Here is a 15,742-nt window from a genome sequence, read left to right as displayed (position 1 = left end):
CACCCATCCACAGAGGCCCATCATGAAAAAATTGCTCACCTTCGCCCTCGTCGTCATGCTTGCCTGCCTGTTCCTCGACAAGATAGGCGGCAGCGACATGCACATGCAGTTCAACGGCGACGACCTCGACGGTCCGCTGGAGTGGCTGTTCGGTCTCGTGTTTGCCGGGGGCGGCCTGCTGATCGCGGCCATCGCGGTGGTGTGCGCCGCCGTCGTCACGGGCGTCGTGCTGGCCGGCGTGGGCGTGGTGCTGGTGGCCGTCGTGGCCTTCTGCATGGTGCTGGCCCTGGCGCTGAGCACGCCCGTGCTGCTGCCGCTGCTGATTCCCGTCGCCATCGTCTGGTGGTTCGTCAGCCGCAACCGCAAGCAGGCGCAGGCGCGCCAGCACAGCCTGTAGTCACTGGGCCATGAACTTGCTGAGCACGCCGTCGCCGCCGCCGTCATTCTGTTCGATGCGGTTGCGCCCGCCCCGCTTGGCCCGGTACAGCGCCTCGTCGGCGCGCGCCAGCACGGCGTCGCAATCGGCATCGGTGCCGGCCATGGCGGCCATGCCGATGCTCACCGTGATGGTGATCACAATGCCGCCATCGATGGTCAGCGAGCTTTCCGCCACGCGCCGGCGCAGCCGCTCGGCAAACACGGCCGCCGCCGACAGATCGGTGCCCGGCAGCAAAATGGCAAATTCCTCGCCACCCACGCGGCCCGGCACGTCGACCTTGCGCAGTGCCTGGCACATCAGCGCGCCCAGGTGACGCAGCACGGCATCGCCCACGGCGTGGCCATGTTCATCGTTGACGCGCTTGAAATGATCGATATCAAGCATCAGCACGCTGGCGCAGCTGGCCAGCTCGCGCTGCAGCCGCGCATGCTCGTTTTCCAGCGCCGCCATGAACTGGCGCCGGTTCGGCAAGCCGGTCAGGAAATCCGTCGTCGCCAGCTGCAGCAGTTCCGCATTCATGCGCTTGCGCTCGGTGATGTCGAGCGAGGACACCATGATGAAGTCCAGGCTGTCCGCATGGCCGGGCATGACCAGCAGGCTCAGCTCATTTTGCCGCGCCGCGCCGTCCAGGCGCACGAAGCTGCTCTCGCATTCGTACAGGTGGGCGCCGCCGGCCAGCGCCAGCAGGGCGTCGCCAAAACGGGGCAAGGCGCTGTCGTCGAAATTCTGCGCCAGGCCCAGGGCGCCGCGGCGCTGGTCTTCCTCGTTGGCGCGCACTTGCGCCAGCGCCGCCCCGTTCGCGTCGATGATGCGTACCAGCCCCGCCAGCCGTTTCAGTTCTTCCGGATGGGCCTGGAAATACGCACCGAGGTCGCCCGTCTCCGCTTGCTCCAGGGCATCGAGCGCGGCGCGCACGGCCGACCAGTCCTGTTCCCACAGGGCAACGGGCGCATGGTCGTACAGGCTGCGGAAGCGCGCTTCGCCGGCGCGCAGCGCCAGCGCCACCTGCGCCTGCTCGATGGCCATGCCGGCCAGATGCGCCGCCTCGCCCAGGCGCGCCAGGTGCGCGGCGCTGGGCAGCGCAGGCTGGCGGTGATACGCCATCAGCACGCCCAGCAGCTTGCCCGAGCCGCCGCGCACGGGTTCGGCCCAGCACGATTGCAGCTGGGCCCGCCACGCCAGCTCCATCGTCTGTTGCGCATCCGCATCGCCGTGCAGGTCGGCCACGATCACGCGCTGGCCGCCGCGCACGGCTTGCGCCGCAATGCCATGCACGCCCTGCAGGGTGTCGAGGTCATGGCCGTGGCTGGACAGGTTGAAGAACGCGGGCAAGCCCGGCGCCGCCCCCAGCACCAGCCGGTGGCGGCTTTCGTCAAGCAGCAGGATGCTGCACAGCATGGCCGGATGGTCGGCCTGCACGCTGAGCACCACGCTTTCCAGCACCCGTTCCAGCGGCGCGCCCGTGGCCAGCATTTCCAGCACTTGCCGCCGCGTGTGCTCGCGCCGCTCCATCTGGCTGCGCTCGCTGATGTCGCGGAAAGTCCACAGCCGTGCCTGCTCATTGCCCAGCTGCATGCTGCGCACGTATTGCTCGATCACCCGGCCATCGCGCAAATGCAGCACGTCGCGCCGTTCGCGATGGCCTTGCGGCGCATGCGCGCGCGCCGCCAGGAACGGCGCCGCCTGCTCCAGCTGGCTTCCGACGTGGTGCACGAGCGCATCACCGTCCGCTTGCCAGTCGAGCGCGTCAGGCACCTGCCACAGGTCGCGGAAGCGCCGGTTCGAGGTGAAGATGCGGCCGTTGACGTTATCGACCAGGATGCCGTCGATGGTGGAATCGAGGATATTGCGCAGCATGGCCTGGCTGCGCTGCGCCGCCTCGGCCATTGCCAGCACGCTGGCCTGGCCCTGCTCGAGCTGGGCGGCCAGCTCGCTGGCGCGCGCCAATGCCGCCTGCGCGCGCGCGCGGCCCGCCGCCAGCAGCCAGGCCGCCAGCGCCAGCACCAGGCTGGCCAGCACGCCGGTCCAGGCCACCACGCGGGGCCGTGCCATCATCTCGCCATCGAAGCCGGGCATGGCGCGCACGCGCAGGGTCCAGGCATGGCCGGCGATGGTGATCGCCTGCCGCGCCGACAGGATGCCGGAAGCGCCCGCCGACTGCGCGCCCGGCAGGCTGTCGTACATCAGGGCCGCCTCGGCCAGCTGTGCGCCGTCATAGATTTCCAGGTCCAGCTGGCGCGAGCCCTCGCCGCCCACGCCCGCCATCAGGTCGCCCATGCGAAATGGCGCAAACACCCAGGCGCGCAGGGCGGCGCGCCGCTGTTCCACAGTGCCATGCGGCAAGCTGTTGTCATACACGGGCAGCACGATCAGGAAACCATACGCTTCGGCATTGCCGCCATCCTGCACCAGGCGGATCTTGCCCGTCATGGCCGCCTGGCCCGAGTCGCGCGCCTGCTCCAGCGCGGCGCGGCGCACGGGTTCGGACAGGATGTCGTAGCCAAACGCCAGCAGATTGCTGTCGCTCAAGGGTTCCAGATAGGTGATGGGCGCGTGCCATGGCCGCTGGCCAGGCGGGCGCACGGCATAGCCGGGATAGCCTTCCGCGCGCACCTGCGCCTCGTGCCGCGCCAGATTGCCGCCCGCCAGCAGCGGCAGGTAGCCGATGCCGTGGATGCCGGGAAAATGCCGGTCCACCTGCTGCACCGCCAGGTAGGCGTGGAATTCGCTGCGCGTGACTTCCTGCGAACTCGCATACAGGCCCTGTACCCCATGCAATACCTGGATATAGGTCTGCATGCGGCTCACGATGCTGCCCACCAGTTCGCGCACGCGGAAATCGAAATCGGCCTGCACCTGCTGCTCGCTGGCATCGTCGGCATTGTGCCAGGCGCCGAAGGTCAGTCCCAGGCACAGGGCCAGCACCAGCCCGGCAAACAGGCGCGGCCCTATCCAGTGCGACACTGGCCTGGAAAACCACGACGGAAACACGCGTGTATGCATGACGGGCTCATCAAACCACCTCGGGGCCGCAGGCTGGCAGCGGGCTGCACGACTACCATCGGTAGTCGATGAGAATGATAGTACGTTACAGCGGGCGCCCTTGCAATGCTGTATTTTGTGTTAAAAAGACCACACATTTCACATGTGCAATTATGCATGCACTGGGAAAATTCGACGCCATGGGAACCATTACGCGACCGCTGTTATGATCGCCCCGCCAACCCATCACGAAGGAGTTTCGTTTGCAACAAGCCAGCTGGCAGGGAAGCTTATGGCTGGCGCCGGACTTTGCCATCCTGCATGGCGCAGCGGGCGCCACGGACAGCCACGCGCATTATGCGCACCAGTTGATGCTGAGCACGGGTGCGCCTTTCACGGCGCAGCTCGACGGCGTCAACCATACGGCGCGGCACTTGCTGATCGACAGCCTGCGCCCGCACGCCATCGTGGACGCGCCGGCGCCCACGCTGACCATCTATGCGGAACCGCAGCGCCTGGGCGGCGCGGCCCTGCTGGCGGCCGCCGGCGGCGCAGACGCGCCCACGCCGGATGGCATCGCCGCCGCATTGCAGGCGCAGCCGCGCCAGGTCCTGGCCGATGCGCGCCTGCAGCGGGCGCTGGACCAGGTCGATGCGCTGCTGTCGGGCAAGGTCAGCGCGGCCGCCGTGGCCGGGGCGGCGCATCTGTCGCTGAGCCAGCTGGAACGCCTGTTCAGCGCCCAGCTGGGCTTGCCCGTGCGCCGGCTGGTGCTGTGGCGCCGCTTGCGCCTGGCCATCCGTTTCATCTTGCTCGGCAGCACCTTGACGGACGCGGCGCACGGCGCCGGCTTTGCCGATGCCGCGCATTTTTCGCGCACCATGCGCAGCCTGTTCGGCGTGCGCGCCGACCGCAGCTTGCGCCAGCTCAAGGTCACGCTGCTCGATTGAGTGTTCATTTCAGCGCATGCTTCAAACCGGCCGGCAGTTCGGGCGCGCGCACGCCCTCTTCCGCGCGGAACGGTTCCAGCAATTGGGGCAGGTAGGCCACGGGATAGTCGGGACGGCTGCCGATGCCCAGGTCCTCGCCCCGCATGCGGTAGCCCGGTGCGTCGAAACGGGTGCCCAGCATCCGGTCCCAGCACGTCAGGAACAGGCCGAAATTCACGTCGCCGGCCGTGCCGTATTTCAAGTGGTGAAAGCGGTGCACGGGCGCCCAGGCGAATACATGGCGCAGCGGCCCCATGCGCATATCGACATTCGCGTGCTGCAGCAACAGCTGGATCGCCACGGCAAACGCCAGCACGGCCATGACACGCTCCGGTATGCCCAGCAGCAACAGAGGCAGCATGCCGCCCGTCGCTTCCAGCAGCAAATGCAGCGGGTGTTTCATCCAGCCATTGAAACCGTACAGGCGCTGCACGCTGTGGTGCACGGCATGCAGTTTCCACAGAAAATAATAGCGGTGGCTCAGGTAATGCACGAGCGTGATGCCGCAGTCGGCGATGACGATGGCCAGCAGCAGCTGCCCCCAGAACGGCCAGGCGCCGGGCCAGAACGGCCCCAGCGGCAGGTGCCCCGCCAGCAGGGGAAAAGCAGCCAGGCCCAACAGGTACAGCGCCTCGTTGACGAGCGCGTGCACGGCGTCGCGCCAGCCGTCGCCTTGGGCGTGGTTCCACGCGCCATCGTAGGGAAGATAACGTTCCGCAAGAAACGAGGTGAGCAGGGCCAGCAGCAGCAAGGGCGGCAAGACCCAGAGAGAATATTGACGAAACGCAATTAACCAGCTGGCGGCGCCGAGGAAGCCGGCCCAGAACACGGGGCCGTACAGCGCGGCAAAGACGGATGTCATGGCAAGATGCTCCTGTGGCAAAAACCACAGCATGGCTTGTTCCCCTGCCACGCCGCTTGAAGAAACGGCGCAAAATTCCTTACTTGGCGGCCTTGCGCGCAGCGTATTGCTGGTAGCCATTCGCGCGCAGGGCACAGGCGGGGCAAGTGCCGCAGCCATAGCCCCAGTCGTGCAATTGCCCCCGTTCGCCCAGGTAGCAGGTGTGCGTGCCGCTGCGGATCAGGTCGACCAGCGGCTGGCCGCCCAGGTCTTCCGCCAGGTCCCAACTTTGCGCCTTGTCCAGCCACATCAGCGGCGTTTCCAGCTTCAATCGCGTGTTCATGCCCAGGTTCAGGGCCACTTGCAGGGCCTTCATCGTGTCGTCGCGGCAATCCGGGTAGCCGGAGAAATCCGTCTCGCACATGCCGCCGACGAGCACCGTCAAGCCGCGGCGGTAGGCCACGGTGGCGGCCACCGTCATGAACAGCAAGTTGCGTCCAGGCACGAACGTGTTCGGCAAGCCGTTTTCCTGCATGACGATCTCGACGTTCTGCGTCATGGCCGTCTCGGAAATGGCGGAAATCAATGACAGGTCGATCATGTGGTCCTGGCCCAGGCGGCGGTCCCATTCGGGCGACTGCTGGCGCATCTGTTCGAGCACGCCGGGACGCACGGTCAGCTCGATCGCATGGCGCTGTCCATAGTCAAAGCCGATGGTTTCCACACGGTTATAGTGCTTCAAGGCCCAGGCCAGGCAGGTGGTGGAATCTTGCCCACCGCTAAAGAGCACCAGTGCGGAGTCAGTTGCTAGCATAATTTCTTTCTTTTCAATTTTATTCTGTTGCAATCGTGCGCGGGGAAACGGGATTCCCGGAGCAAAAAATACTTATTCGTCCGCCATCAATTTACCTATTCCGGTAACATGCAGTCAGCATTTACTCATCTGGAGCACCATGTTTTCTGCACGACCCATACGGCATACCGTTGCCGGCAAGGCGATACGACCACGAATTTTGGCACAAGTGGTGACAAAAGTAATGGGTCAACTGACACTGGCGGCTGCCGGCAGTGCCATCCTGCTGTTTCCCATCGCCCATGCGGCCGCGCAGGAGGGTACGCAGGAACGCACGCAAGACGCCGCTGCGGACAGCGCCGCCACGGAGGCGGCGCCCGCCCCCCTGCAGTACGAGGTCAAGGTGAACGCGCCCGGCGACCTCGATGAATTGCTCGAAAAAAACCTGGACCTGGAACGCTTCCGCGGCAACCCGCGCATGGACCGCGAACAATTGCAGCGCCTCGTGCGCGACACGCCCGAGCAAGCCAAAAACCTCGTCGCCACGGCCGGCTATTACACGCCCGTCGTCACGGTGCGCGTCGATACGACGGGCGCCAAACCCGTCGTCATCGTCGACGTCGACCCGGGCCAGCCCGTGACCGTCGACAAGGTCGAGCTGGAATTGCGCGGCTTCGACCCCACGCCGCCGCTGGCCGCTTCCGAGCCCTACGATACGGAAGGCCTGAAACGCAGCTGGGCCCTGAAGACGGGCAGCGTGTTCCGCCAGGCGGAATGGGAATCCGCCAAGCGAGCGCTGCTGCGCGAAGTGGTGCAGACGCGCTATCCGCGCGCCCAGTTGGTCGATACGCAAGCCGTGGTCGACCCGGAAACGCACAAGGTCTCCTTGCTGGTGGTGCTCGACAGCGGCCCCGAGCTGCGCTTCGGCGAGCTGCGCATCGAAGGCCTGAAGCGCTACGATGCCAGCATCATCCGCAACCTCGACAAGATACGCCCGGGCGACTACTACAGCGAATCGGCGCTGCAATCGTTCCAGGCGCGCCTGCAGGACACGGGCTACTTTGCCAGCGTGGAAGTGAGCGCCGACATGAGCAGCATCCTGGGCGAACAGATCGAGGCGGGCCAGGAAAGCCAGCAAGCCGAGGCCGAGGGTGCCAGCGCCGGGGCCGCCGCCGAAACCAGGCCCGCCAACCGCGGCCCCGCCCCGCTGCTGCCGCTGGTGGTGCGCGTGACGGAAAACAAGCAGCAGAACGTCAGCGCCGGTCTCGGTTTCAGTACGAACACGGGTAACCGCGCCCAGCTCAACTATGACAACCTGAACGTGTGGGGCACGCGCTTCAAGAGCGCGATCACCATGGAAACGAAGAAACAGGCGGCGCACGCCAATTTTTACTTTCCGACGACCGCGCGCGGCTACAACGACAGCGCGGGCGCCTCGTTCGAGCGCAGCGACATTTCCAATGAAATCACGGCCGTCACCACCATCTCGGCCAAGCGCAACTGGGGCGGCACCAACCTCGAACGCAGCCTGACGTTCGAGTTCCTCAGCGAAGACAAGACCGTCGTGGGCCTGGAACAGACGCGCAGCAAGAGCTTGCCGCTGACCTATGCCATCACCAAGCGCAGCCTCGACAGCCTGCTGTTTCCCACCAGGGGCTATGTCATCAATGCCCAGGTGGGCGGCGCCCTGCTGCCCGTGCTGACGGACGAGCGCTTCGTGCGCGTGGCCGGCAAGGCCGTGTATTACCGTCCGCTCGGCGAAAAGGGCGAGCTGATCGTGCGCGGCGAAATGGGAGCGCTGGGCTCGAAGGAAAAACGCGGCGTGCCGGCCGTCTACCTGTTCCGCGCGGGCGGCGACCAGTCGGTGCGCGGTTATGGCTACCAGGAACTGGGCGTGAAGGAAGGCGACGCCACCATCGGCGGGCGCTACATGCTCACCGGCAGCGCCGAATACCAGTACTGGTTCAAGCCGAAGTGGGCCATTGCCGCCTTCTATGACGCCGGCAACGCGGCCGACACGGTCAAAACGGCCATGACGCCGAAATCGGGCTACGGCCTGGGCGGGCGCTACAAGAGTCCCGTCGGCCCCATCAATGTCGACGTGGCGTATGGCCACGCCGTCCACAAATACCGTTTGCACTTTTCTCTGGGATTCACTTTCTGATGTCCGATATTTCTACCGAGTCCCCCACCGCCGCGCCGCCACCGCCGGCGAAAAAACCGCGCCGCTGGGTGCGCTACGTGCTGATCGCCGTCGCCAGCCTGGCCGTGCTGCTGGGCGGCGCCTTCTGGTTCCTGGGCCGCGAATCGACCTTGCAGATGCTGGTGCAAAAAGTGGCCAGCGCCAGCGGCGGCGACATCGCGGTGTCGGGCGTGTCCGGCTCGCTCTACAACCGCATGCACCTGGGCCACGTCAGCTACCGCAGCAAGACGCAGCACATCACGGCCGACAACATCGACATCAACTGGTCGCCGTTCCAGTTCTTCTCGGAAGGCATCGCCATCAGCGAACTGCACGTGGCCAGCCTGTCCGTGGAAAGCACGGCGCCGTCCGAGGAACCATCGACCATGCCCGCCAGCCTGGCCGCGCCTTTTAAAATCGGCATTGCCGACGCGCGCCTGGACAAGGTGACCCTCGTCAGCGCGGGCGGCAACACGGTGTTTGAAAAGATCCACTTCACCTTGTCGGGCGACAAGTCGCAATGGCAGCTGGAAGACGCCTCGGCCCTGACGCCGTTCGGCCAGGCCACGGCCAGCGCCACCATTGCCGCCACGCAGCCGTTCAAGCTGGCGGGCAAGGCGGGCTTGACGCAGCTCAATGCCGCCGCCGGTGAAAAACCGGCCGCCCTGGCGCTGCAGCTGGGCGGCGACCTGAACCTGCTCAACGTGACGGCCAAGGGCAGCGCGGGCGCGGCCACGGCAGACGCCCGGCTGGCGCTGGCGCCGTTCGACCCCGTCATCATCCTGCGCTCGGCCAGCATTCAGGGCCGCAACATCAATCCGGGCAAGTTCGACGCGACCATGCCGCAGGCGGACCTGAGCCTGGAACTCGACGCCGCCATCGATACGCGGCCGGCCAAGCAAACCGTGTCGGGCAAGCTGGCCATCCTCAACCACGCCACGCCCGGCCCCATCGACCAGCACAAGCTGCCGCTGCGCCAGTTCGAGGCGCGCCTGGGCGGCACCCTGACGGCCACGACCTTGGAATCGGCCATCATCGATTTCGGCAACGCGGGCAAGTTCACGGGTGGCGGCAAGCTCAACCGCGACGCCGTCGATGGCCCCATCGGCAATGCGCAATTGACCTTGCATACGGACAAGATCGACTTGCAGCACATTTACAGCAGCATCAACAGCACGAAGATCGTCGGCGATATCGTGCTCGACAGCGACGGCAAGACGCAAACCCTGCGCGCCAAGCTCGGCGAAGCCAAGCTGCGCCTGGACATGGAAGCCACCTTGGCCGACTCGCTGGTGCAACTGCGCAAGGCCACCTTGCAGGCAGGCAAGAGCAGCGTCAACGCGACGGGCCAGATCAGCCTGAAGGATGAGCAACCGTTCAAGGCCGTGGCCAGCGCCAGCCGCCTCAATCCCGCCGACTTCGGCGCCTTCCCCGTGGCCGACCTGAACCTCGACGTGCGCGCCCATGGCCACGTGGCGCCCCAGTGGCTGGCGAATGCGGACTTCACCGTGCGCCCCAGCAAGCTGCTCGACCAGCCGTTGTCCGGCAAGGGCAAGCTGACGGCCGACGCAGCCCATTTCAGCGGCATCGACGTGCAATTGGCGCTGGGCAAGAACAACGTGACGGCCAAGGGCAACTTTGGCGGCGCCGGCGAAAAACTCAACTGGAACGTCGATGCGCGCCAGCTGTCCGCCCTGAAAAGCGACTTGCTGGGCGCCGTGCAGGCCAGCGGCGTGGTGCAGGGCACCCTGCAGCAGCCACGCACGAGCTTCGTGGCCGACGCGAAAGGACTGGGTTTGACGAGCGGCAAGCGCCCCTCACCCGACAGCGCCATCCACGCCAGCGGCGAAGTGGGCTTGACGGGGCCGAAGCAGCAGGCGGAACTGAAAATGACGGGTTCCTTGCAAAAGATCAACCCGGCCGCGTTTGGCGCATCCCTGCCCAACGGCAACGTGAATGCGGATTTCAACGGCAACGGCCGCCTCACGAGCGACTGGCAAGTGGCCCTCAACCTGGCCTTGCGCGAATCGACCCTGCAAAACGCCCCGCTGGCCGGCTACGCCAAGCTATCGGCCAATGCGAAACGCATCGACAGCGTGGATACGGAACTGCGCCTGGGGCCGAACAGCCTGCTGGCCAAGGGCGCGCTGGGCGGCGCCACGGACAAGCTCACATGGAAGCTTGACGCGCCGCAACTGTCGACCCTCGGTCCCCGCTTTGCGGGCGTGCTGCATGCGGCCGGTTCCGTCTCGGGCAAGATGGACGCGCCCGCCGCGCAACTGACGCTCGATGGCAAGGAGTTGACCTTCTTTGGCGACCAGCAATTGAAAGCCGTCAAAGGCAGCGCCAGCGTGGGTGCCGGCCAGGGCGCGCTCGACCCCATGGTCAGCAGCCTGGAGATCACGGGCTACAGCACGCCCACCTTCAAGCTGGCCAGCGCCCGCCTGGGCACGACGGGCACGCGCGGCAGCCATACGGTCAGTTTGACGGCGCGCAATGACGATTTCGATGCCACCGTGCAAATCCGCGGCAGCCAGAGCGGCGCCGCCTGGACGGGCACGATCGACAGCCTGCAAAACAAGGGCCGCTACGCGCTCGTGCTGCAAGCGCCCGTGCCCGTGAAAGTGGCGGGACCGGCCGGCAGCGGCGTGGCGGGCCTGGGCCAGCCGGAACAGATCAGCGTGGGCAACACCGTCATCAAATTGCCGGCAGGCAGCATCACCATGCAAAACCTCGTCAAGAACGGTCCCCGCTGGACCAGTTCCGGCCAGGCGGCCGGCGTGGCCCTGACCTATCTGGCGCAAGTCATTCCTTCGCTGCAAGCCAATGCGCGCAGCGACCTGACACTGGGCGCGCAATGGTCGCTCGACATGCAGGTGCCGACGGCGAAACAGAAAGATCCCGCGCTGGCCGGCATGCTGCACGTCTACCGCGAAAAAGGCGACGTGACGGTGGGCGTGGAACAGCCGCTGGCGCTGGGCTTGCGCACCTTCGATGCCCGCGTGGATGTCGCCAACCAGCAGCTGCGCCTGGCCGTGAAACTCGACGGCGCACGCGCGGGCCAGAGCGATATCAATGCCACCGTGCAAATGCTGAGCGGGCGCATCAGTAACGACAGCGCCCTCTCCCTGACGGGCACCACCAGCATCGATTCGCTGGCCTGGCTGGCGCCGCTGACGGGCCAGCCGGGCCTGGAACTGGGCGGCGCCCTCAAAGTGGCCCTGTCCGGCAGCGGCACCATCGGCGCGCCGCAACTGAATGGCGACATCAACGGCAGCAAGCTGCTGGTGAACTGGGCCGACCAGGGCTTGAAATTGCGCAATGGCGTGCTGCAAGCCAAGCTGGCCGGCGATCAATTGCAATTGCAGCGTTTGAGCTTTGACGGCGGCGACGGCAAGGTGCAGGCCGATGGCTGGGTGCGCTTTGCGAATGGCGAAGCGAGCCTGGAACTGAAACTGATGGCCGACCGCCTGCAGGCGCTGTCGCGTCCCGACCGCACCCTGGTGCTGTCGGGCAACAGCACCCTGGTGCGCAACGACAAGCGCTTCAGCTTCGAGGGCAAGTTCAAGGCCAACCGCGCGCTGATCGAACTGGCGCCGCAGGATACCCCGACGCAAAGCAATGACGTGGTGGTGCTGGGCAAGGAAGCCAGGGGCGGCAAGGAAGCGCCGTCGCTGCCCCTGAATATCGACCTGGAATTTGACCTCGGCAACAACTTCCACCTGCGCGGCATGGGGCTCGATGCGGATCTGGCCGGCAATGTGCGCGCCAGGGTCATCAACCGCGCCGCGCCGCGCGTGACGGGCAGCATCAAGGTCACCAACGGCCAGTATGCCGCGTATGGACAGAAGCTGTCGATCGAACGGGGCCTGATCGCCTTCACGGGCGCCTACGACAACCCGTCGCTGAACATCCTGGCCGTGCGCAAGCGCCCCGAAGGCGAGGCGCTGTCGGAAACGAACGTGGAAGCGGGCGTGGAAGTGCGCGGCACGGCGCAGGCGCCGACGGCCAAGCTGGTGTCCACGCCGAGCGTGTCGGACAGCGACAAGCTGGCCTGGCTGATCCTCGGCCACGGTGCGGAAACGGCGGCCGGCGATGAAATGGCCCTCTTGACGACGGCCGCAGGCGCCCTCTTCGGCGGCTCCGGCGGCGGCTTGCAGGGCAAGCTGGCCAATTCGCTGGGCCTCGATGAAGTGGGCCTGTCGCAGGCGCAGGGGTTGGAAAGCACGGTCGTCACCGTCGGCAAGCGGCTGTCGTCGCGCGCCTACCTGACGTTCGAGCAGGGCACGAGCACGGCGACGAGCCTGGTCAAGCTGCGTTACAAGCTGAACCGCCGCATCACCCTGCAATTCCAGACCGGCACGAACAATGCGCTGGACGTCCTTTACACCTGGGCGTTTGATTGATGCATTGATTGATTCAACGCAAGCGAAAAACACAAAGGGCGCCGCGGCGCCCTTTTCTTTGCTCTACCGCAAACAGCTTACTCGGCCACGTCGAGGCCCCGCTCGATCATGCCTTCGACATACGCGCGCAGGTATTGCTCCAGCGCGGGGCCGGACAGCACGTTGGCCGTCAGCGCGCCGTGCGGCGAGCCTTTCAGCACGCCGTCGTGGTACACGCGCGCAATCCAGGCCACATCCGCGCCCTGGGTGTAATCGAGTTCATAGTCGAACGATTCTCCGCTGACTTTGCGTGTGTAGACTTCCTTGACAATTGTCATCTAAAACAGCCTTTCTTGACGAGATTGGGATGCGGGTGCGGCACGGGGTCTTCCTGCGGCACCGGGTGCACGGGCCCCGGGTGGCGCCCGGGCGCTTCTTGCGGCTCCGGCGCCGGCATGGGTTCATCGACGGGCGCCGGGTCGGGCGCGCGGTGGGCATGGATGACGGTCATGGCTGGCCTCCCTGCAGACAAAAGAAGACCATACCACGAGTTGCGCGCCGCCGCCCTTATTTGCCTGCCGGCGCGACGTCGGCGGCTGGCGGCACCGCGTTCTTCACATATTTCTCCAGCCAGTTGTTGCTTTCATACAGCATCTGCATGATCGATTCGCGCGCGCGGTAGCCATGGCTCTCGTTCGGCAGCATCACCAGGCGCGCCGTGCCGCCCAGGCCCTTGACGGCCTGGAACATGCGCTCGCTCTGGATGGGGAAAGTGCCCGAGTTGTTGTCCTGTTCGCCATGGATCATCAGCAGCGCATCCTTGATCTTGTCCGCATAGTTAAACGGCGACATGGCCTGGTAGACGGCCGGCGCCTGCCAGAACGAGCGCTCTTCCGCCTGGAAGCCGAACGGCGTCAGGGTGCGGTTGTAGGCGCCGCTGCGGGCGATGCCGGCGCGGAACAGCCGCGTGTGCGCGAGCAGATTGCCCGTCATGAAGGCGCCATACGAGTGGCCGCCGATGGCGATGCGGTTGCGGTCGGACACGCCACGGCGCACCACCTCGTCGACGGCCGCCTCGGCGTCCGCCACCAGCTGCGGCAGATACGTGTCGTTCGGCTCCTGCTCGCCATTGCCGACGATGGGGAACGATGGATTGTCGAGCACGGCGTAGCCCATGGACAGGAAGGCGGCCGGGCCCCAGTAGCTGACGGCGTTGAATTTATACGGCGAGCCCTTGGTCTGGCTGGCGGCGCTGGCCGTCTTGAATTCCTGCGGGTAGGCCCACATCAGGGTCGGCAGCGGGCCGTCGCGTTTCACGTCGTAGTTTGGCGGCAGCATCAATGTGGCCGTCAAGTCCACGCCGTCGGCGCGCTTGTAGCGGATCAGCTCTTTCTGCACGTCCTTCAATTGCGGCAGAGGATGGGGGAAATGCGTGAGGGCCGTCAGCTGCGCGGCGCCCTGCTGTTTCAGGTTGCGCACATAATAATTCGGCTGCTCGGTCGGCGATTCGCGCGTCGACAGCAAGCGGCTGCCCTCCTCGTCCAGCACGGCCACCACGTTTTCATAGTAGGGCGCGGCGCTCTGGAACAGCCGCTGCTTCTGTTTCGTCGCCAGGTTCAGGCGATCGATGAACGGACGGTCGCCATCCTTCGAAGCGCCCTGGCCGTCGAGCAGGATGGAACCGTCAGCGGCGATCAGCAAACGCGGCAAGCCGGCAGCGTCCGCGCGCATGACGGGTGTGCCCGGATCGTTGTAGCGGTCTTCGAAGGAGCCGGCATACACGAGGTCGGCCGGTGTGGACGGTTGATCTGGCGCAATCTTCCACTGCTTGACGGCACGCGTCTTGTACCACGCCTCGCTGAGCAGGGCCAGGTCGCCGCGGCCCCAGGCCACGCCCGCGTAGCGCGAAGCCAGCCTGGCCAGCACGGCCGGCTTGTCCGTGAACGGCGCCGCCTGCGTGTAGACGATGTCGCGGATCTCCGCCGCCCTGGCCGGGTCGCCGCCGTCCTGCGCTTCGGCCCATACCAGGGTCGCTGGCGCATCGACGCGCCAGCTGACGGAACGCACGCCGGCGGACACGGCATCATTACCCGGCGGCAAGCCTTCTTCCAGCGGCAGGGTCGCCACCGTATGCACCACCTTGCCCGTCAGGTCGCGCACGTCAATCCTGTGGCCGAAGTCGTGCGCGGGCACGATGTAGGAATAGGGACGCAGGATGCTGGTCGTCAGCACGTATTTGCCGCCCGGCGCGATGGAAGCGCGCGAGAACTGGCCCGGCTGGCCCAGCAGGCGCTGCTTGCCCGTCACGTCCAGCAAGGCCAGCTGCACGGTCGTGTAGTGTTCGAACAGCTGCGCATCCTGCTCGTTTTTCAGCAGGTCGGGGTAGGTGCGCAATTGCTTGACGCCGCCGCCAGGCACGCTGTCCTGGATGGACGGTCCTGTCGGGATGCCGGTCGGCACGGGCGCCGCGCCCAGCCTGGCCGGCTTCAGCTGCACCAGCAAGGTTTTGCTATCAGGCATCCAGGAAAAGCCGCGGCCATATACGGCCGACAAGGGGGTAGCGGCCAGCTTGCGCGCCACTTTCGTCTGCACGTCGAGCAGCCACAGTTCCACGCCGGACTCCTTCACGCCCCTGGCCGCATCGGCAAAGGCGACGTGGGTGAATGCCAGGTAGCGCTGGTCGGGCGACCAGGCCAGATCGGCGATGCGGGGGGCGGCGGGCAGGCCGCTGACCTTGATTTCCTTCTGCGTGTCGATGTCGAGCAAGCCCAGTCCCGTGTGGAAACTGAAGCGGCTGGCCGAATACGTGCGCGGATTGATGCGCAAGCCGGCCAGCTTCAGCTCCGGCTGCGCCACTTCGCCAATGCTGGGCAAGGATGGCGTGGGCAGCACGGCGGCCAGGTTGCGTTTCGGGCTCAGGCTCAGGGTCGGCGCACGCGGCGCATCAACGATGGCTTGCAGCGGCGCGGGCGGCATTTGATAACCGGTATCTTGCGCCATGGCCAGGGGAGACGAGGCCAGCAAGCCTACGGTGATGGGCAACAGGGGGAAACGAGCAGACATGGCACTCCAGGAGGTGGATGAAAACAGTGACCGATGGCACCGCGCCGCTCGTGGCGGCACGGTGAGACAGG

10 protein-coding genes are annotated in these 15,742 nt (G+C 66.0%); 4 read left to right on the top strand and 6 right to left on the bottom strand.

Features of this window, described 5'->3' with window-relative positions:
* Nucleotides 1-22 precede the first annotated feature (22 nt).
* Nucleotides 23-397 (top strand): hypothetical protein, encoded by a 375-nt coding sequence (locus tag BXA07_RS03185; RefSeq protein WP_076565464.1) that lies wholly within the window; start codon nt 23-25, stop codon nt 395-397.
* Here BXA07_RS03185 and BXA07_RS03180 read toward each other — a convergent pair whose 3' ends face one another.
* Nucleotides 398-3,442 (bottom strand): sensor domain-containing diguanylate cyclase, encoded by a 3,045-nt coding sequence (locus BXA07_RS03180; protein ID WP_244556154.1) that lies wholly within the window; start codon nt 3,440-3,442, stop codon nt 398-400.
* A 242-nt stretch (nt 3,443-3,684) separates the two neighbouring features.
* On the opposite strand from BXA07_RS03180, the gene BXA07_RS03175 reads away from it, so the two are divergent.
* Nucleotides 3,685-4,368: a helix-turn-helix domain-containing protein gene (locus BXA07_RS03175; protein ID WP_076565462.1), complete on the top strand. Its 684-nt coding sequence runs from the start codon at nt 3,685-3,687 to the stop codon at nt 4,366-4,368.
* Nucleotides 4,369-4,372: 4 nt separating this feature from the next.
* Here the strand turns inward: BXA07_RS03175 and BXA07_RS03170 are convergent, their stop codons facing one another.
* Both BXA07_RS03170 and queC read right to left on the bottom strand, forming a co-directional pair.
* Nucleotides 4,373-5,269, bottom strand: coding sequence for a sterol desaturase family protein (locus BXA07_RS03170; protein ID WP_076565461.1), 897 nt, complete (start codon nt 5,267-5,269; stop codon nt 4,373-4,375).
* A 79-nt stretch (nt 5,270-5,348) separates the two neighbouring features.
* Nucleotides 5,349-6,062 carry a 7-cyano-7-deazaguanine synthase QueC gene (gene queC / locus BXA07_RS03165; RefSeq protein WP_076565459.1) on the bottom strand — a complete coding sequence of 238 codons (714 nt, stop codon included), beginning with the start codon at nt 6,060-6,062 and terminating at the stop codon, nt 5,349-5,351.
* Nucleotides 6,063-6,285: 223 nt separating this feature from the next.
* Between queC and BXA07_RS03160 the strand changes: the two genes are divergently transcribed.
* Together BXA07_RS03160 and BXA07_RS03155 are read left to right on the top strand one after the other, a co-directional pair.
* Nucleotides 6,286-8,205 carry an autotransporter assembly complex protein TamA gene (locus BXA07_RS03160; protein WP_076565458.1) on the top strand — a complete coding sequence of 640 codons (1,920 nt, stop codon included), beginning with the start codon at nt 6,286-6,288 and terminating at the stop codon, nt 8,203-8,205.
* Nucleotides 8,205-12,629, top strand: coding sequence for a translocation/assembly module TamB domain-containing protein (locus BXA07_RS03155; RefSeq protein WP_076565456.1), 4,425 nt, complete (start codon nt 8,205-8,207; stop codon nt 12,627-12,629). The genes BXA07_RS03160 and BXA07_RS03155 overlap by 1 nt, the downstream gene beginning before the upstream one ends.
* Nucleotides 12,630-12,706: 77 nt before the next feature.
* Here the strand turns inward: BXA07_RS03155 and BXA07_RS03150 are convergent, their stop codons facing one another.
* The 3 genes from BXA07_RS03150 to BXA07_RS03145 are packed head-to-tail and all read right to left on the bottom strand — an operon-like array spanning nt 12,707 to nt 15,671.
* The gene (locus tag BXA07_RS03150; RefSeq protein WP_076565454.1) at nt 12,707-12,946 is read right to left on the bottom strand and encodes a hypothetical protein; all 240 of its coding nucleotides are present in this window, start codon (nt 12,944-12,946) and stop codon (nt 12,707-12,709) included.
* A complete protein-coding gene (locus tag BXA07_RS30730; RefSeq protein WP_170909597.1) occupies nt 12,943-13,119 on the bottom strand; it encodes a hypothetical protein in 177 nt (58 codons plus the stop codon). Before BXA07_RS30730 ends, BXA07_RS03150 begins: the two co-directional genes overlap by 4 nt.
* 56 nt (nt 13,120-13,175) lie before the next feature.
* Nucleotides 13,176-15,671 (bottom strand): alpha/beta hydrolase family protein, encoded by a 2,496-nt coding sequence (locus BXA07_RS03145; protein WP_076565453.1) that lies wholly within the window; start codon nt 15,669-15,671, stop codon nt 13,176-13,178.
* Nucleotides 15,672-15,742 lie beyond the last annotated feature (71 nt).

The organism is Janthinobacterium sp. TND4EL3 (assembly GCF_900156175.1).
In the GTDB taxonomy this organism is placed as follows: domain Bacteria; phylum Pseudomonadota; class Gammaproteobacteria; order Burkholderiales; family Burkholderiaceae_D; genus Janthinobacterium.
This window is presented reverse-complemented; position numbering and strand designations above follow the sequence as displayed.

Excerpts from the sequence above, each read along its gene's own strand:
- BXA07_RS03185 (WP_076565464.1), top strand. The coding sequence starts at position 23 with ATGAAAAAATTGCTCACCTTCGCCCTCGTCGTCATGCTTGCCTGCCTG.
- BXA07_RS03180 (WP_244556154.1), bottom strand. The coding sequence starts at position 3,442 with ATGCATACACGCGTGTTTCCGTCGTGGTTTTCCAGGCCAGTGTCGCAC.
- BXA07_RS03170 (WP_076565461.1), bottom strand. The coding sequence starts at position 5,269 with ATGACATCCGTCTTTGCCGCGCTGTACGGCCCCGTGTTCTGGGCCGGC.
- queC (WP_076565459.1), bottom strand. The coding sequence starts at position 6,062 with ATGCTAGCAACTGACTCCGCACTGGTGCTCTTTAGCGGTGGGCAAGAT.
- BXA07_RS03160 (WP_076565458.1), top strand. The coding sequence starts at position 6,286 with ATGGGTCAACTGACACTGGCGGCTGCCGGCAGTGCCATCCTGCTGTTT.
- BXA07_RS03155 (WP_076565456.1), top strand. The coding sequence starts at position 8,205 with ATGTCCGATATTTCTACCGAGTCCCCCACCGCCGCGCCGCCACCGCCG.
- BXA07_RS03150 (WP_076565454.1), bottom strand. The coding sequence starts at position 12,946 with ATGACAATTGTCAAGGAAGTCTACACACGCAAAGTCAGCGGAGAATCG.
- BXA07_RS30730 (WP_170909597.1), bottom strand. The coding sequence starts at position 13,119 with ATGACCGTCATCCATGCCCACCGCGCGCCCGACCCGGCGCCCGTCGAT.
- BXA07_RS03145 (WP_076565453.1), bottom strand. The coding sequence starts at position 15,671 with ATGTCTGCTCGTTTCCCCCTGTTGCCCATCACCGTAGGCTTGCTGGCC.